Source organism: Plantibacter sp. Leaf314, from assembly GCF_001423185.1.
Taxonomy (GTDB): Bacteria; Actinomycetota; Actinomycetes; order Actinomycetales; family Microbacteriaceae; genus Plantibacter.
In genome coordinates, this window is the sequence record NZ_LMOB01000002.1 from 600,566 (window position 1) to 616,065 (window position 15,500).

Sequence of the window (15,500 nt, forward strand, 5' to 3'; positions counted from 1 at the left end):
GGACGCGGCCTTTCGTGAGAAGTGGTCGTGTGGCCCTCACACTACGCGCTCGAACATCGCCGGGAGGGGAAGATGGCCAGACGTGAGTCCGTGCAGTCGGGTCCCGGCAGCCAGGCGCTCATCGTCGACCTGATCCGCTCGGCCGGCACGATCAGCCGTACCGAGCTCACCGAGGCGACGGGCCTGACCCAGCCGTCGATCTCGAACATCGTCCGCCGCCTCATCGAGGACGGGCTCGTCCGGGAGACCGGTCGGGCTGCGCCCAGAGGCGGCAAGCCGCGGACCCTCCTCGAGATCAACGCGAGTGCCAAGTACGGCGTCGGGATCCAGCTCGGGTTCGAGTCGATCACGCTCGTCGCAACCGACGTCCGTGGCGGCGTCGTCGGCCGACAGCTCGTCGACGGGGCGGGCTCGGCCACGCCAGAGGAGGTGACCGACCGACTGGTCACGCTCTACCGCGACTTCGTCGCCGGCGTCGGGCTCGCGGCGCCGTCGATCGCGGGCGTCGCCGTCGTCGCCCCCGGTCCGATCGCCCAACTCGGCGGTGTCCTCCTCGGTCCGCCCACGCTCGTCCGCTGGGACGACTTCCCCCTGCAGCAGGCGTTGCAGGAAAGCCTCGACGTTCCAGTGATCGTCGACAACGACGCCGCCGCCGCCGCTGTCGGTGAATTCTGGAGCCGCCAGGTGTCGCGCACGGAGTCCTTCGCGTGCGTCTACATGGGCACGGGGATCGGCGCAGGCATGGTGCTGGGCGGTGCGCTCTATCGTGGTTCGAGCTCGAACGCCGGCGAGCTGGGTCACATCAGCATCGAGGTCGACGGTGTCCCCTGCCACTGCGGCAACCGCGGGTGCCTGGAGCGCTACGCGGCGCCGGCAGCCGTGATGGCGGCGGCCGAGGCCTCGCGGGATCGCCTCGACGGACTCGGGCTCGGCTTCGCACCGGAGACGCTTAGCCGCGACTTCGACCAGCTCGCCCGAGCCGCCGTCAGCGGTCACGAGGCCGCCCTCGACCTCATCCGCTTCTCGGCCGACCGTGTCGCCGCCGCCACGGTGACCCTCGCGAACCTGCTCGACCTCGATCGACTCGTCCTCGCCGGCCCCGGCATGGCGGTCGCCGGTTCGCTCTACGCCCGGGCGATCCGCGAACGCCTCGAGCAGCGCTTCTTCGCCAGGCGTGCCCACCCGATCGTCGTCGAGCTCTCCGCCAACCCTCGCGATGCGGCTGCGATCGGTGCCGCGTCACTCGTCTTGCAGGGCTCGATCGCACCGGGCCACGGCCCGGCACTCACCCGCTGAGGCGCTGCAGCGGTCGCCAGAGCGATCGGCTCGGCGGACAGGTTCCAGGTCATCGACGATTTCTGGATGCGACGAATTCCGGGAAATCGACCGGCCCTATCCCACCTGGGGCGAAGAAGTGGCGGACGCAAGCGGCGACGCTCGCCTCCAGCCCTTCCGTCGAGAACCCACTGGATGAAGACGTCGACCCGATGGTGAAACCGTACGCCGGTTCGCTTGGTCCGTTGATCCATGAGAAGTCATAGACGCGACGTCCGTCTGGCTCTCGGCGCACCTCGACAGAGAAGCGTTCGCCCTCAACGTCGATCAACATTGCTGACCAGGGTACGTCCTCATGAGATAGCTAGCGCTTTGAGCAGGTACTGCCAGCGACGCTGAGCGATGACAGAAACCCTCCACTCAGCGATACAGTCCACAGGCACGGACCGCGCAACCGACGACAGAGCGGACGATCTCATGACTCACAGCGATTCCCACGTGCTGGCGTTCGAACACGTCGGCATCACGGTCGCCGACCTCGACCGGACAGCGTCGTTCTTCTGCGACGTCCTCGGCTTCGAATTGAAGCGCCGGTCGCGCACACACGGTGACGCAGCGCATCACGTCACCGGCGTGGCGGATGCAGACATCCAGCACGTCTTCCTCACCGCTGGCGACTTGGAAGTCGAGCTGCTCGCGTACCAGTCACCCGACCGCCGTGCCGCTGGCGCGCCTGGACCTGAGACGCCGGGGTCGATGCATCTCGCTCTGCGCGTCGACGATCTCCCTGGCATCATCCAACGAGCTGGAGCGTACGGCTGGGTTCCTCCCGGGCGGCCCCACCGGATGACAACCGGGCCCCGAACCGGGTTCCTGATGAGTTACCTCCGCGATCAACAGGGCGCGACGCTGGAACTGATCCAGGGCACGACCGATCCCTTCGAAGGTCGCAGCACCAACAGAGATCGTTTTCGAGCTGGTCTGGTCGACTGACGATCGTGCACAGTAAATCCGTGAACGAAATCCATGCCGAGCTGAGCCGAGAGGCGACCGAGGCCCTGAACGCCTCGATGCCCGATGCGGTCATCACCGCCAGTCGCGCACGAATCGCGATGTATATGCTATTCCCCGCGTGGCTCCTCGTCCCCGCCTTGGGTTTTTTGGTCGCGATCTTCGGCCCGGCGCTTGTCAACGGCTTCCCTGGCTTCGTCACGGTGGTCGGCCTGATCGTCTTGGTGTTGATAGCGGTGATGGTGACGGCCTTAGTGATCGCCCTCCGCGCCAAGCGAGCATTCAACCAGATCGCTCAGATCATCCAACGTGAACGCCACGCAACCCTCGTCCGCGTCGTGAATCGCCAGATATTCGTGCGCCGCTAGGTCGCACGTCGGGCCGCCGACGCTGAAGGGCGTTTCCGAGGCGATGAAATCCGCGCTCTCCAACCGAGGTCCGAGCCTTACCTGACCGCCGCCGTGCGCCGGCGTCCGTGGGCGTTGCTGTCAGCCGTTGCTGTCAGCGTTGCTGTCAATCGGGCCGAAAACCACACCTGGCCGCCACAGTCGGGAGAGACATATGGTCGGGGCGAGGCGAGAAAAAAGCCGCTGACCTGGGTTTTCCAGGGCAACGGCCGGGTGATGCTGGTGGAGCCGCCCAAGGGAATCGAACCCTTGACCTTCTCATTACGAGTGAGGGCGGTGGGGTCCGTGGCGGTCCGTGACAGCCCACTGAACAGGGATTCTCCAGGCCGGAGTCGGCTGAAGCTTGTCACGTCCGTCCCGCGTTGCTGTCATCTGGTGAGCGCTGGTTTTGATGTGGCGCTCGATGACGCTCCTGGACCAGACGCGCACTGCAGCTTTGTCGGCACACGAGGCGCGCAATGCCGGATCTTCGAACCGGTCCAGCAGGACCGTGACCTGTCCCCATGGCAGTTGTGCAACAGTCTGTTGCACATCGTTGGGATCCACCCGTGCCTGATGTTGCGTGAATGGTCGCAGGCGGGGCTCTGTGAGAACAAGGGCTTCACGGCAACAGAACGCACCCGCAGGGTGCACACAGCCGCACGCGCAGCGGGTCACCACCACGGACCGAATGGTCCGCCATCATGCTTTATCTGGATCACCTAAAGCACTCCCATGCTCCTAAAGCCGGGGAGCTCGAGGGTGTTCGCCCCCTCGCATCGCGCGCGGCGCGTGCGATGCCGCCCCGCCTGTCCGAGGTGAGGCGCGGGCCTCACCCCGACCAGGACGTTCCCGTGCTCGTCGCGTCGGGCGATGATCGGCTGCGTAACATTGAACCGGCGAATGCCCTCGATGAATTCGGGGGTGAGCGGGGCGACGGTGCGGACGTAGGTTTCAACGATGAAGGACTGTGAGTCCAGATGTTCCAGCACGCCCCCTGCGGTGGCTAGCGGCTTGGCTGGTGGCGTTCTTGGTCACGATCTTGCCTTTCAGGTAGTGTGTCGGGTGGCCGGGAACGGTGACAGTACGAATGTCACCGACCCCGGCCCTTGTGTTGCTGGGGTGCTGCTGCGCTGAGTTAGTGCGCGAGGAACGCGAGGCCTGCGGCCACCGGCGTGTACGGGCAGGACGTGGCCTCAACCCGTTGAGTTGCGACGGCTGCGATCTGTGCCGCGTCGAGGCTGACCGTCGCGCCGTCGTGCTCGGTGACGGCGAAGAAGATGCCGGGGTCGTAGAGCACTCCGGCGTATCTGAACGCTTGCGCCATTGCGGTGAGTGTCGGATTCAGCTTCGGGTTCGCGGGGAACGGTCCTTAGCTCGATGAGGCTTTGGAGGTCTTGCGGAAAGCGGAGTGACGCCGACGATAGCGTTCGCTGAGCCCCAATTCGGCGCTGATTTCTAGTCGACCAGCAGCGTGGCGGAGCACGCTGCGATGCGCTTTGTTGTGACTCGAATAGGTGAACGCTCGCGCACTCCACACCATCGACGTTGCCGCAAAAAACAGGAGGGTATCGGGGTTGAGCGGCCGCCGGGGTTTCAACCGGCGCTGCGGAAGCCCAGGCGTCTCGGGTAGCGCCTTCAGGTAGTAGAACTCGGACACCTCCAGTGACGCGTGACTGAACGAGGAGAGCAGGCGGTAGAAGATGTAGGCGTCTGTACCTCCTGGCGATAGATCCTTGCAGATGTTTTCGAAGTTCCTTGTGGAGTCGAGTGAACCTGCGTATGGTTCACGATCGGTATCGGCCACGTCATCGGCGCCGTCTCGGAACACCTGTGATGCAGCTTGTCGCGCGTCTCTCTGAATCGCGAGGCGATTTCGTGAGTGCTCGTCCAGGAGCGCTTTGATGCCGTGATCATCCTTGCTCTGCATGAGCCAGACAGCGTTAAGGGCGCACTCGTACATGAGGCGCACCAGCGGCAGCGCTGAGTTCACCTGGCCGGCTCCGGTGAGTAAGAGCACGCTCGATGCCGTCTCGTGCACGTGCCGAGTGAGTCCTTCAACTGCTGCCACCCGGGCGACGTCTGAGCCGACGAATCTGCGTCCCTCACGTGCTGCTGGTTGGTGCCACGTCGTCGTCCCAAGCCCGTGGATGTCCCATTGTTCCCGGAGGTGTTCTATGAGGGCGCGCAGCTCTGCGGCGGCGAGGGTCATCCAGCAGCTCCAAGGGTGTCGGTCGCAGCGTGCTCGGTGTATGACGGTGGACGCTCATAGGCTGGCGGGGTGAAACTCGCCGCGATCGTCCGCCCGCCAGCCACTGTCACCTTAGAGGGCGCCGGGATTGGCGTCGAAGAACTGCGCGCTGCGGCGCTCGAACAACAGCCGGCCGATCACGAGCTCGCGCAATTGTTGGTCCACTCTGGCCGCGTCGACGGAAATCTGGTGGGCACGGGCATCTTCCGCCCGACGACTACGCGGACCATCGAAGCGGACGACCGCGACTATCCGAGCGCGCGCTACGCTCAAGGCGCGGGTACCGGCGGACCATATCGTGCTCTTGGTGCGCGTAGTCGACCAGCCGACGTAGCTCCGTAGTTCACGTTACGGCTAGCGGGCAGTGCCGGAAGCCGAGCGCCGTAGGTTCTGACGGCACCGGGGAAAACGGTGCGGTGGCGACGCGTCGCTTGCTGGCGATTGGACCCGGCGGGGCGTCCCAGCAGTGGCGGTGCCGTGGCTCAGCGCCGGCGGCAGCAGCGCTCAAAGAGCGATCCTCACGGGAGAGGCTCCGTCAGTCACCTGTTGCGATTTCTGACGCCTCGTCCGTTCGGGCCCGTGACGCGGACCGAAAATACGAGACTATTGCTCTGTGAACCTGTTCTCTTCTGATTGGCAAGCCGTCGTAGCAGTTGCTGTATCCGTCTTAGGACTTGTCGCAACCTTCTACACGGCATTTGGTTCGAGCGCGCGACGCCTCCGTAGCGATCTCACTACAGACGTCAACCTTGTGGCCGAGCTCGATGGCGATGCGAAGGACGACCTTCAGGAGAGTGTCACCGATCGTTCCTACCTCCTCGTCGCAGCTACCCGCTATCCGAGTCTCACGTGGTACGAGGTTATGCTCACCCTCTTGCTGGCTCCGGTTTTCTGGTTGCTATTCAGCATGCCCGGCGAACTGCGTGCACTCGCTGCACAAGACGCAGTCGAGCCCATACTGTTGGGCCCCGGGCAATTGTTCATGCTCCTGATCGCCTTCGTGACGTACGCCGCCCTGGCGCACTCATGGGCCGGTCGGGCGGCGAAACGGGTGATCTACATCCACAAACGACTTGGCGACGATGAGGCGCGCACCCTTGTTCGGCTGCTTGCATTCCCAGCCAACTTGGTACCGGTGATTTTCCTTCTGACCCTCGCCTGGAGCGTGGTTCTCAACGTCAAGGAGATCACCGAATACCATTCCTGGCCGCTGTTGGCGGCGGTGCTAATCACCATGCCCGTTTTCCTGAGTCTGATTTGGCTCGTCTATTACATAGCTTCTCACGAGGACCTATTCGAGTATCTGCGCTTCTATACGGACGTCATGCACATCGGAGCTGATATACCACGTCTTCGTCCAGTTGAACTGGGCCAAACTGAGGAAGACTCGGCGCGCTATCGAGAGGCAGTCGACCGACGATTCCCTCGGCGGCGTCGCGCTGAGGAGTGACGCTGCTCGGACTGGCGCCGGGTCCCGCGATCGCCTACCAGCTCCGCGACCGTCAGGAGTTCAGGCACATCGTTTGACGCGAGCCCTGCCACAGAAGGCCGACAGGCTCGCCTGTGGGTAACACACGCCGAACAGCGCAGCCGCTGCTCCGCCCCCGCGTGACCCGGCACGCCCCGCGACACCAGACATGTCATTCCTGCCATCGAACATATCAATCTACTGATCTGAGCTCGTCGTGCCGGTTTGTGACCCGAGAACTGTCGCTCGCTCGCGCGGAACTTCGATCCTCGGCGTAAAGCTGAAGTAGCCCGCCGATACGGGGTCGACCGGAGCACACTGCATCGCGCCCTTGCGAGACCCGAACCGCAGACTCCGCCGGCCGCCGTGCGCGAGGGAGGTGATGAGAACGAAGAGATCGGACTCATTCAAATCCAAGCGACGTAACGGATCCGCCTCAAGCACGACACCAGGGTGCTGAGTCGTCCGCACGACGCAGCAATCACTAGTATCAACTCAAGAGTGAAACTTGACGGAGGACTGAAGCTATGCGGATCGAGCATGCGAATAGCATTCGCGAGATTGAAGCCGAGGATGTACTCGGCGAGTTTGGCTATGTCGTCCCGTTTGAAGGCGATTCGGACGCCGATCGAATGCGAATCATCTACGCGCCAAACGGTCGCGGAAAGACCAACCTCCTACGAGCCGTGAACTTACTCTTGGCACCAAGCCCCGAGTCGTTCAGTGCCCTCATCGAGATACCGGTCCGTCTGATGAGGATCACGTTCATCAGCGGCGGAGTTATCCAGTTGGTTCGCAAACAGGTCTCTGGGTCCTTCACGGTGTCCGCCCGCTTGGGAGCAGACAGTGAATCGGCCTCGCTCACGGTGGATCCATCAGACATCAATGCCCGCTTCCTAAGAAGAGTGTGGGACGGGCGGGATGACTTCACCAAGTACATTGAGGTCGTAAACGAGCTGTCCTCGGGAGCGGTCTTCATTGGGGACGATCGCCTGTTGCTGACGTCGGAAGATCAGGCTCGCCCGGATGCGCGTCGCAGATCCGCTGGTTCAGTGAGCCGCTTGCTGGAGGCTGTCGAGCGAATGCTCACGCAGGCCGCACTCGCCAGCCTCTCCCGGGAGAGCGCGCAGACCGGCGTTTACGGCGAGATCACTCGTACGACCCTTGAAGGCGCGAGCGCTCTTACAGCTACAGCTGCGAGAACAGAACTCGAGCAACAGATTGCCCGCCTGCTGGACGCTGGCACCTCGCTTGAGACTTACGGACTACTTTCGATGCGACAGGTTCGTGACATCTCGGCCCAGTTGGCCGTCGCCCGGGCGAACAACGCGCGGATCCCGGCAGTGCACCGGGTGCTCAAGCCCTACTTTGACAGTCTCGAAGATCAAGTGGAAACTCTCACTCCAGTTCAGGAACTGATTGATACCTTCGTGACGGCCGTCAACCGTTTCCTCGATCGGAAGAGCCTAGAGTTCTCTACCAGCGGTGGCATCCGATTGGTGGGGCGACGCCAGGAGCATTTGCACCCCGAGAGCCTGTCGAGTGGCGAAAGACACTTGTTGCTACTTGTCTCGCAGGCGATCCTCGCGACTGTGGAGCGGCCACTCGTCATCATCGACGAACCAGAGATCTCGCTCGGACTCGACTGGCAGCGAAATCTAATTCCCGAGCTGCTCCGATGCAGCGCCTCCGGCCAGGTCCAATTCCTAGTCGCCTCCCACTCGACACAGATCATGGGTTCTGTGCCGCGTGACGAGATAATCACCCCGTCTGAGAACTGATGACGGACGTTCCAAGGCAGAAGCTTGCTGAGCTCTTCCTCGAGGCCGCGCTTACATCTCGACCCCACCTCATAGTAGAGGGACCCGATGACGAGCGGTTCTTTCGTGCGTGGGCGGCCGCCGTGGGTGCCGATTTCCTGACCGTTTCATCGGTTGAAGACATCGACATCGATACTGATACCGTACTCAGCATCGGATTGGCCGACGGTAATCGAGGAAGGGTCGTCGCGACGGCGAAGTCAGCTTCTGATGAGGACGTGCCCGTCATTTGTGTCGCAGACAGAGACTGCGGGCATCACGTCGAGGAGCACTCCTACGAAACGCTCTTATGGACCGACTTTCCCGCGATCGAAAGCTACGCAGTGGATGAGGCGACGCTCGATCGGGCGAACGACCTCAGCCTCCTAGGAAAGCTCCCCAAAGCGGAGACACTGCTACCACCGCTCACTTTCGCACTTCGCGAGATTTTCGCAGTGCGAACTCAAAATGAACATCTTCAGGGAGTCAAGCACGCCGCAGGACTGCCGAAAGGCTCTTCGGACCTAAGCGCGTTCGACGTTTCTAGAGCCATCGATCAACGGCTCGTTGGCGAGCTAGAAGGTTACCCCCGCTCCGAGGACCCAGATCCACGGACGTTTGCGTACGGTCACGACATCGCCGACCTCTTGCTTTCCGCGTTCGGCAACGCGATCAAGAATCAAGCGGGTCTGACACATCGGAGAGCCCTCGAGGGAGCGTTGCGGAGTGCCATTCAGGTAGTTGGCACTTATCGTTCGGAGCCGATGTTCACACGTCTTGAGCATTGGGTGCGGGATCAGGCCAAAAGGTCTGGATAGCACCGGCACAGGCCGGGGGCATGATGGTGCAGGCCGAGAGGGCGAGCTCGCTGCAGGTCGAGAGACCGAATCGGCCCAGCGAAGCTCGGCGCCTGATAGGCAACGCGCGCCGAAGGCGAAGGCTGCCCAGCGCTCCCGAGTCACGTGGTCGACTCGATACCTAGCCCTGCCTCGTTACGCGGAACAGCAACGGTCCCGTCCTCGACGGTTTCACCTCGTCGATTTCATCTTTAAGGTAGTCGAAGTTCGCGACGGGATGGCCACCTGCCGCCATGCGTCCACAGTGCCACAATTTGGAGTCGAGAACCTACCAGAGCGGCCCCTGATCCTGCGCGATACCGAACGGTACGTCAGCTGCTCTCCGACAAAGGCGCATCTCACCGATGCCACGTCTCACAAAACTCCAGGTTTACAAGACACACAGTGCGTCGATGACCGTGCCGATCTTAGGTCCGGAAAGCCGCAGGAGTTGCCAGCGATTGCCCGTCTCGGAAACAGTGTCTCACTGCGTGGTGTGTCTCATCGTTACTCGCACCAATTTCTGAGAGGAACCACGCCATCGGACTTCGAGGCTGTCTCAACGGGACCCTCATCAGATCGTTTGAAAATTCCCGTTAGTCGGATGCTCGAGAACCGCAGGTTGGGGTTCCGAGGATTCGACTGCCAGGCGCTCCGGTACGAGCGGATGACGAGCGACTGGACCCCATTTCTCCCATTGAAGTCGCATACGCCGCAGCTCCTGATTGTTCATGGCCGCGCGGTGGTCGACGGGCGGCGTGCGTTCAAGCCAACGTCGCAGATCATGCAGTGATGCGGCGATGCTGTCCAGTCTTGGCTCGGCCTGGCCAATGAATTCCACAAGCTGGGAGACGGCTGTGTCGACCACGACCAGGCGAACCGCAAGCACCTGAAGCACCGAATCATTCCACTGACCCGGGCTCGCGTTGATCGCGTCAAAGACGTCGTCGAGGGCGATCCAGGCGGCGGCTCGAACGGCGGCGGACCCCGTCTCCGCCCGACGTCGCGCGTCATAGTTTGCGGGCAGGAACGTCGCGAATGGAAGGCGGTCCAGAGAGGAAACCGCATACTCCCAGCTCGGCATAGTCGCGCGCAGCGCGGCCGCCGACACTGTGATGGATGTCGCAGGATTCTCTTCGGCGGTGACAGTGAACGTCTCGATGCGCGGCAGGAGACGGTGCGCGGTTAGTAGTGCTTGGAAGCACGGATTGATGTCGGAGATCCCTAGTTGTGCGACGCGGAGTTCTGCATCCCGCGCGTTCAGTTGTTGTTGTATCAGCTGAAGATTGTTTGTGCCGAAAAATGCGAGCGCGCGACGCCAGGCGGGCGTTCGACCGGGTTCGTTCGGGGTAGGAAAGGGGCTGCGGTCAGATGGCAGGGTCAGCGTTCGAACGGCGGCTAGGCCAGCTTCACATCCGGCGACGAAGGACTTGGCCTCAGAAACCGCGACGGCCACGTGAGACTGGCCCACACGATCGGTTTCGGTAACGAACTCCTGGTCAATGCCGTCCCATCCGAGCGTTTCATGTGCCTCGCTGTTCCGCATTTCGGGGAGAACGACCCTGTCGGCGATCATGGCGAGGAACCCGCCGTCGGCAATCAGCCGTTCGCGCAACGTTGTCAGCATGGGTGTGGGTTCCCAGAAGCCGTTGCGTAAGCAGTACAGGACCCACGCGTACTGACGGAAATGCCCCTCTGTGATGCGCTTGTACATGTCCGCAAGCGCAAGGGCTCGGTCTTCGGCGTACCCGCCCGCAAGCATGGCCGCAAAGGCTCGGTCGACCATCTGCTCGGTGCGCCGTAGCGCCGATTCACTGGCATGCAAATGCGCAAGGGCCTGAGCGGCTACGTCTGTCGGTGCGGAGAGGTAGCTGGTGACGAATGTGTCCATCGCGCTGTAGGCACCCACCGGATTGCCACAGTTGAGCACGCTGCCGATGATGTTTGTGCCGGCAAGAATGTCCGGGACGGCCGGCGTACCGAGGGAGTCAAGATGCTCGAGGAGGCGGGTGAGGAGGGCGGTGTTCTTGTACGCGTAGTGCTTGAATACCCAGTCAGCGCGGAATTGACCGCTGGCGTCGATAGGCGAAGCAGGCAGCCGGAATGCAACCTCAAGCGCATCGTCGTCGTCGTGCGGTGAATCACGGCTACCCCACCACGACATGCCAGTACGCAGCTGCGCCGATGGCCCGCTGCTCGGGGTCCCTTCCCGTACTGCGACGGCGGCAGAGAGCATGGCCTCGTCAATCGCTCGCATCAGTTGTTCCGCGGCTCGTCTGTCAAAAGGCGTGAAGGGTTCCGCCGCCAGCAGCATCGAGAGGATCTGATTCCGCATCGAGGTGAGAGCGAGGGCCGAGACACGTATGGCGTTGAAGCTTTCATCGGGAAGCGGCAGGCATGCAGCGAACTGCTCTGTCGCCCGTACGATCGCATCTCGGTGTCGCCGCCACGCGTGTTGCCCGATTGGCATGGTGTGTCGTTCCCGCTCGAACTGGCGGAGGCCTTGCGGCGGTTGCAGGAGGTCAGCGAGACGATCCCGGGCTTCGGGTGGAAGAGCCATCAGCTGGTAAGCCTAGCGAGTAGGCGAGCGGGGTTGCATGGTGCGAGGAACCGCTTTCCAATGGATGTGGGTAGTAACCTGCGCGCGGTCGGTTGAGACGACGCACACCGAAACCGACCTGAGGATCGACGCCCTTCTTCGGTGAAGGCATCGTCGGATGGCAGACTCAGAGCGTGGACGCTTCACATCCCGCGGAAGCTGCGTGACCTTCTCACGATTGGTGACGACGACCTCAGGAATTGAGGTCGTCGTCACCATTGCGCGCGAGGCCGGCGTAGTGACCGCATACGCCGACGCGATCCCATCGCCCCTCACCCGGCAGTACGACGAGATCTACAGCCGAGCATCCCAGGACTACCTCGCGGCCGCAGCAACCCACGGCCCTAGCCGAGCTGGGGACCCTCCGTTGACCGGCGCCGAGAAGTACCTTGCTGAGATCCGAATCGCCCTCTCCGAACTGCCCGCCGATGGCGCGGACCCAGGCATCAGGTACTTAGGTGGCGACGGAACGGAATGGCGATCGGTATGGAAGTGGTCGCTGCAGCCGACGCCGACACGGTTCGAGATCCGCACACCGCTCGGCGTTAGCCCTATCGATCTGTCGACTCCAAATTAGCGGCTGGCGCGTCCTGCAAGCTCACTGCGGACGGCCCTGGTTCGAATAGCAACAGGCCCGGCGACGACGCGCCGAGCCTGTTGATGATTCACCGACATGTAGCTCATATGTCTGCCTGCGGATCTGCCTGGTGTGCCAGTGTCGGATGCTCCTGCTGCTCTCGTGGCGCAACTCGTCAGCTGCTTCGAAACCGAGCCGGTTGGATGCTCGTACTCGTCCAGCTCGGCATGTCGTTGAGCGGCCTCCACCCGAAGAGTTCCGCCTCGAGGTCCTGCTCCTCTTGTCCGCGTGGGAGCCACTCAACCTCCCAGTCATGCATGAGGCTCACGAAGTAGTCAGTATCTGGGATGTATCGATCGTCCGGCACTGTCGCGTCGGGGGTCGTTTCGACAACCACCGTCCACCAAGGCTCGGCCGTGTCGGGATATACAAACACATAGCGGTTGAGTAAGTCCCCACTCCTGATTTGCCCTAGCCGACCCTGACTGCCCCAAAACCCGGACTCGGTTTCAACCATCACCAGCACCACTTCCCCGACCAACGACGTCCACGGCATCTAGCGAAGTGCCAAACTGGGAGACCCTGATAACGACCGATAATAACTCGCGGGCGAACTCTTCCGTGGATCACTATCCAAGGTGGCGGTAGTCGCCGAAGACGAAGTTGAGCTCGCGGAGTAGCCCCTCCTCTCGGCCAGAGAATGGTCCAAGATCGGTGACCTCCTCAGAAGCTCCCGACTCGCCCGCAATGTGCAGCGGTTGTGGCCGGTTCCGTCCAAGGACTGGGCGTTACTTCAATGCACGGAGGCGCGAGGGGGCACCTCACCCGGCCAGGTGTCGGCATTGATGCTTTCCATCCATCGCCGAATCGCGCTCTCGAACTGTCGGGCGTCGCGGTTCCATTCGAGGCCGTGCGGCGCATCGGGCAGACTGATCAGCGTCATCTGGTCTGTAGCGTCTGTGGCCCATTGGGTTGACTCGATTGGTAGGAGCCGGTCTCCCACCGAATGCAGAGCGAGTACCGGCAGACCGTTCGGAACCCCGCGCGAGAGTGCTCGAATGCGGAGGGCTCCTCGTACTCCCACCCGCCGAGCGGCTAGCGGGAAGCTCAACACAGCAAACGCGGCCACGACAGGCACACGCGATCGCCCCGTGCGACGAGCCCCGTCGAAGGCTGCTCGGGCGAGACTGATCATCGGGGACACAAGGATGGCTCCGGCGACTAGTTCCGGTCGCACCCGAGCAGCGGCGAGACACATCGCTGCTCCGAACGACCAGCCGCAGAGAATCGCACGCGTGGCACCGAGAGCTACAGCCTCGTCGACGGCCGCCACGACTTGATCGATGTCGTCGGAAGCCAAGCCGACCCGCCGCGCCTCGAATGGCTGGCCGAACGAGACCACAAGAGACGGCAAGCCGAGCTTCTCGACGGTCCGCACTGAGCGCAGGGTCGATTGCGGGGATGCACCGAGCCCGTGAACATGGATGACCCACGTGTCGGAGGTGGCGCCAGCGTCGAAGCGCCAGGCTCCGGATGGCGTTCGGTCGTCCAAGCTCGCGTGCGGGAAATCTTCAATGGTGAGCGTGGTTCCCGTGAAGCGGGCTTGTGTCGCGCCTACGGGGATATCGCCTGTCACCACGAGCCGGTCAACCCTGCCCGCGGCATGGTCGACCGAGAGGACGTCCTCGATGAGGACCCGTTCCCCGGTGTCGAACTCCAGTGCAAAGTGACCGGGGACGGTCGTCACCGCATCGATCCCCAAGCGGACGGTGCCGCCCGGCGCGATCGCTTCTGCGGCGTTGAGAACGCTGACGTACCGAACGGGACCGCCGAGCACTAGGCGCCTTGCGGTCGCGACCCCGACGCCGCCCAGAGCAGCAACCGCGCAGATCGCCACCGCACCGATGATCGCTCCGACGATCACGAGATTCATCGTCCGTCCTCGAGTTCGGCGAGCGCCGCCATCCGCGATTGTGCTGTCTCGACCGTCGCTTGCTCGTCTGGCGTGAGGGCCGCCTGCGCGTCCTTGGTGAGCAGCACGTCCTCGATTTCGATGAGTTGGCGGTGCAGCAGCATCTCCGGGTCGTCGTGGTCGAATCCTTCGCGCTCACGTGTTTCAGCCGGAACGATCCTTCGCCAGATGGCGTCGACGCCGCGGGCCAACTCACCGATCTGAGCGGCACTATCGGCAGCCGATGCGCAATCGATTGTTCATCATCGGTTCATCTCGATCGATCACCTAGGCTCGTCACGGAGGAGCGGACATGCCCACGAGACGAATCGCGACGCTGCAGGATGTCGCCGACCTGTGCGGCATCTCCCGAGGTACGGCGTCACGCGCACTCACAGGCGGAGGACGAGTCTCCGCGGAGACTCGTGCGAAGGTGCAGGATGCCGCGCGACGACTCGACTACGTCACGAACAGCGGCGCGCGGAACCTCCGACGAGCGCGAGCCGGCGCGGTCGGCCTCTGGCTCCCTCGGGATCTCCGCTTCATGGATTACTACATGAACTTCACCTTCGGCTTGGTCGAAGGCACACAGGACGAAGAGCTGACGGTCTCCCTCATCCCCGGAAACCTCGCTGGACGCAAAGTCGCCGGACTCCATGTCGATGGGTTCGTCCTCGCAGACGTCGACGCACACGATGATCTGGCCCGAGCGATCCTGCTCGACCCACGGCCGACGGTCAGCTCGGAGCTCGTCCCTCCAGAGCTACCCCAGCCTGCCGGCGTAGTGGCTGCCGACCACGCCTCGGCCGTACGCCACGTCCTCGAGCGCCTGCGTGACGGCGGGTCGCGCACGATCGGCATCCTCGCTCCGGATCTCGATCAGATGTGGGTCCGGGAGGCCAGCCAAGCGGCGCGCGAATGGTCGTCCGCCAACGGGGTGAGCCTCCATGTCACCCTGCTCCACAGGGTCCCGACGTCACCGGAACTGTCCGAGATCGTGCGCGGCATGCTCACCGAGCGGCCCGAGCTCGACGCGATCCTCTGTCTCCCGGAAGGGCTCGGCGTCGGGGTACTGACGGCGCTGCACGCGTCGGGACGATCGGTGCCCGGTGACATCCAGCTCGCCTCGTACACGGACAGCCCGTCACTGCTCATCGTCGATCCCCCGGTCTCCGCGGTTGACCTCCGTCCGCGGGAGGCAGGCATCCGCGCCGGGCGCGCATTGGTCGCGCTCCTGCAGGATCCAGCCCCCGAAGGCGACGTCTCCCGAGCGGCACCGCAGGTCGACTGGCTCGAACTGCCGTTCCGGCCGCGCGGGTCAACGAGGGGACCGTCGGCAGATTGACC

Annotated in this window: 15 protein-coding genes and 1 tRNA gene; 9 read left to right on the forward strand and 7 right to left on the reverse strand. The window is 63.1% G+C overall.

Going from position 1 to position 15,500, the window contains the following annotated elements; genetic code table 11:
* Positions 1-72 precede the first annotated feature (72 nt).
* Positions 73-1,296 (forward strand): ROK family transcriptional regulator, encoded by a 1,224-nt coding sequence (locus tag ASF68_RS15990; protein ID WP_200936456.1) that lies wholly within the window; start codon positions 73-75, stop codon positions 1,294-1,296.
* A gap of 49 nt (positions 1,297-1,345) precedes the next feature.
* Here the strand turns inward: ASF68_RS15990 and ASF68_RS19000 are convergent, their stop codons facing one another.
* A complete protein-coding gene (locus ASF68_RS19000) occupies positions 1,346-1,609 on the reverse strand; it encodes a hypothetical protein (RefSeq protein WP_162239365.1) in 264 nt (87 codons plus the stop codon).
* Between the two features lie 68 nt (positions 1,610-1,677).
* Here ASF68_RS19000 and ASF68_RS15995 point away from each other — a divergent pair, with 68 nt between their 5' ends.
* Both ASF68_RS15995 and ASF68_RS16000 read left to right on the forward strand, forming a co-directional pair.
* Positions 1,678-2,268 carry a VOC family protein gene (locus ASF68_RS15995; protein WP_082498730.1) on the forward strand — a complete coding sequence of 197 codons (591 nt, stop codon included), beginning with the start codon at positions 1,678-1,680 and terminating at the stop codon, positions 2,266-2,268.
* A 20-nt stretch (positions 2,269-2,288) separates the two neighbouring features.
* Entirely contained in the window at positions 2,289-2,654 is a 366-nt protein-coding gene (locus tag ASF68_RS16000; RefSeq protein ID WP_056013298.1) for a hypothetical protein, read from the forward strand.
* Between the two features lie 262 nt (positions 2,655-2,916).
* On the opposite strand, the gene ASF68_RS18845 is transcribed toward ASF68_RS16000, so the two are convergent.
* From ASF68_RS18845 to ASF68_RS18855, 3 genes are all read right to left on the reverse strand, one after another.
* Positions 2,917-2,983 (reverse strand) — tRNA-Thr (locus ASF68_RS18845).
* Positions 2,984-3,810: 827 nt separating this feature from the next.
* Entirely contained in the window at positions 3,811-3,999 is a 189-nt protein-coding gene (locus ASF68_RS16010; RefSeq protein ID WP_056013304.1) for a hypothetical protein, read from the reverse strand.
* Between the two features lie 45 nt (positions 4,000-4,044).
* Positions 4,045-4,884, reverse strand: a complete 840-nt coding sequence (locus ASF68_RS18855; RefSeq protein ID WP_157580512.1) for a DUF6988 family protein — start codon at positions 4,882-4,884, stop codon at positions 4,045-4,047.
* 69 nt (positions 4,885-4,953) lie between these two features.
* On the opposite strand from ASF68_RS18855, the gene ASF68_RS18860 reads away from it, so the two are divergent.
* The 4 genes from ASF68_RS18860 (at position 4,954) to ASF68_RS18865 (ending at position 9,008) form a co-directional block, all read left to right on the forward strand.
* Positions 4,954-5,265 carry a hypothetical protein gene (locus tag ASF68_RS18860; RefSeq protein ID WP_157580515.1) on the forward strand — a complete coding sequence of 104 codons (312 nt, stop codon included), beginning with the start codon at positions 4,954-4,956 and terminating at the stop codon, positions 5,263-5,265.
* 271 nt (positions 5,266-5,536) lie between these two features.
* On the forward strand, positions 5,537-6,373 hold the full coding sequence (locus ASF68_RS16015; RefSeq protein ID WP_157580518.1) for a hypothetical protein: 837 nt from the start codon (positions 5,537-5,539) through the stop codon (positions 6,371-6,373).
* Positions 6,374-6,918: 545 nt separating this feature from the next.
* On the forward strand, positions 6,919-8,172 hold the full coding sequence (locus ASF68_RS16020; protein WP_056013311.1) for an AAA family ATPase: 1,254 nt from the start codon (positions 6,919-6,921) through the stop codon (positions 8,170-8,172).
* A complete protein-coding gene (locus ASF68_RS18865) occupies positions 8,172-9,008 on the forward strand; it encodes a hypothetical protein (RefSeq protein ID WP_157580520.1) in 837 nt (278 codons plus the stop codon). The genes ASF68_RS16020 and ASF68_RS18865 overlap by 1 nt, the downstream gene beginning before the upstream one ends.
* Before the next feature lie 592 nt (positions 9,009-9,600).
* Here the strand turns inward: ASF68_RS18865 and ASF68_RS16025 are convergent.
* Entirely contained in the window at positions 9,601-11,586 is a 1,986-nt protein-coding gene (locus ASF68_RS16025; protein ID WP_157580523.1) for a hypothetical protein, read from the reverse strand.
* A gap of 202 nt (positions 11,587-11,788) precedes the next feature.
* Between ASF68_RS16025 and ASF68_RS18870 the strand changes: the two genes are divergently transcribed.
* Positions 11,789-12,202 (forward strand): hypothetical protein, encoded by a 414-nt coding sequence (locus ASF68_RS18870; protein ID WP_157580526.1) that lies wholly within the window; start codon positions 11,789-11,791, stop codon positions 12,200-12,202.
* Positions 12,203-12,995: 793 nt separating this feature from the next.
* Here the strand turns inward: ASF68_RS18870 and ASF68_RS16035 are convergent.
* Entirely contained in the window at positions 12,996-14,135 is a 1,140-nt protein-coding gene (locus ASF68_RS16035) for an alpha/beta fold hydrolase (RefSeq protein ID WP_056013320.1), read from the reverse strand.
* On the reverse strand, positions 14,132-14,365 hold the full coding sequence (locus tag ASF68_RS18875; protein WP_157580529.1) for a hypothetical protein: 234 nt from the start codon (positions 14,363-14,365) through the stop codon (positions 14,132-14,134). The genes ASF68_RS16035 and ASF68_RS18875 overlap by 4 nt, the downstream gene beginning before the upstream one ends.
* A gap of 101 nt (positions 14,366-14,466) precedes the next feature.
* On the opposite strand from ASF68_RS18875, the gene ASF68_RS16040 reads away from it, so the two are divergent.
* Positions 14,467-15,498, forward strand: a complete 1,032-nt coding sequence (locus ASF68_RS16040) for a LacI family DNA-binding transcriptional regulator (RefSeq protein ID WP_056013322.1) — start codon at positions 14,467-14,469, stop codon at positions 15,496-15,498.
* Positions 15,499-15,500 lie beyond the last annotated feature (2 nt).

Coding starts and splice junctions, on each gene's coding strand:
- ASF68_RS18865 (WP_157580520.1), top strand. CDS start 8,172: ATGACGGACGTTCCAAGGCAGAAGCTTGCTGAGCTCTTCCTCGAGGCC.
- ASF68_RS16020 (WP_056013311.1), top strand. CDS start 6,919: ATGCGGATCGAGCATGCGAATAGCATTCGCGAGATTGAAGCCGAGGAT.
- ASF68_RS18855 (WP_157580512.1), bottom strand. CDS start 4,884: ATGACCCTCGCCGCCGCAGAGCTGCGCGCCCTCATAGAACACCTCCGG.
- ASF68_RS15990 (WP_200936456.1), top strand. CDS start 73: ATGGCCAGACGTGAGTCCGTGCAGTCGGGTCCCGGCAGCCAGGCGCTC.
- ASF68_RS16025 (WP_157580523.1), bottom strand. CDS start 11,586: ATGGCTCTTCCACCCGAAGCCCGGGATCGTCTCGCTGACCTCCTGCAA.
- ASF68_RS16010 (WP_056013304.1), bottom strand. CDS start 3,999: ATGGCGCAAGCGTTCAGATACGCCGGAGTGCTCTACGACCCCGGCATC.
- ASF68_RS16040 (WP_056013322.1), top strand. CDS start 14,467: ATGCCCACGAGACGAATCGCGACGCTGCAGGATGTCGCCGACCTGTGC.
- ASF68_RS16035 (WP_056013320.1), bottom strand. CDS start 14,135: ATGAATCTCGTGATCGTCGGAGCGATCATCGGTGCGGTGGCGATCTGC.
- ASF68_RS19000 (WP_162239365.1), bottom strand. CDS start 1,609: ATGTTGATCGACGTTGAGGGCGAACGCTTCTCTGTCGAGGTGCGCCGA.
- ASF68_RS15995 (WP_082498730.1), top strand. CDS start 1,678: ATGACAGAAACCCTCCACTCAGCGATACAGTCCACAGGCACGGACCGC.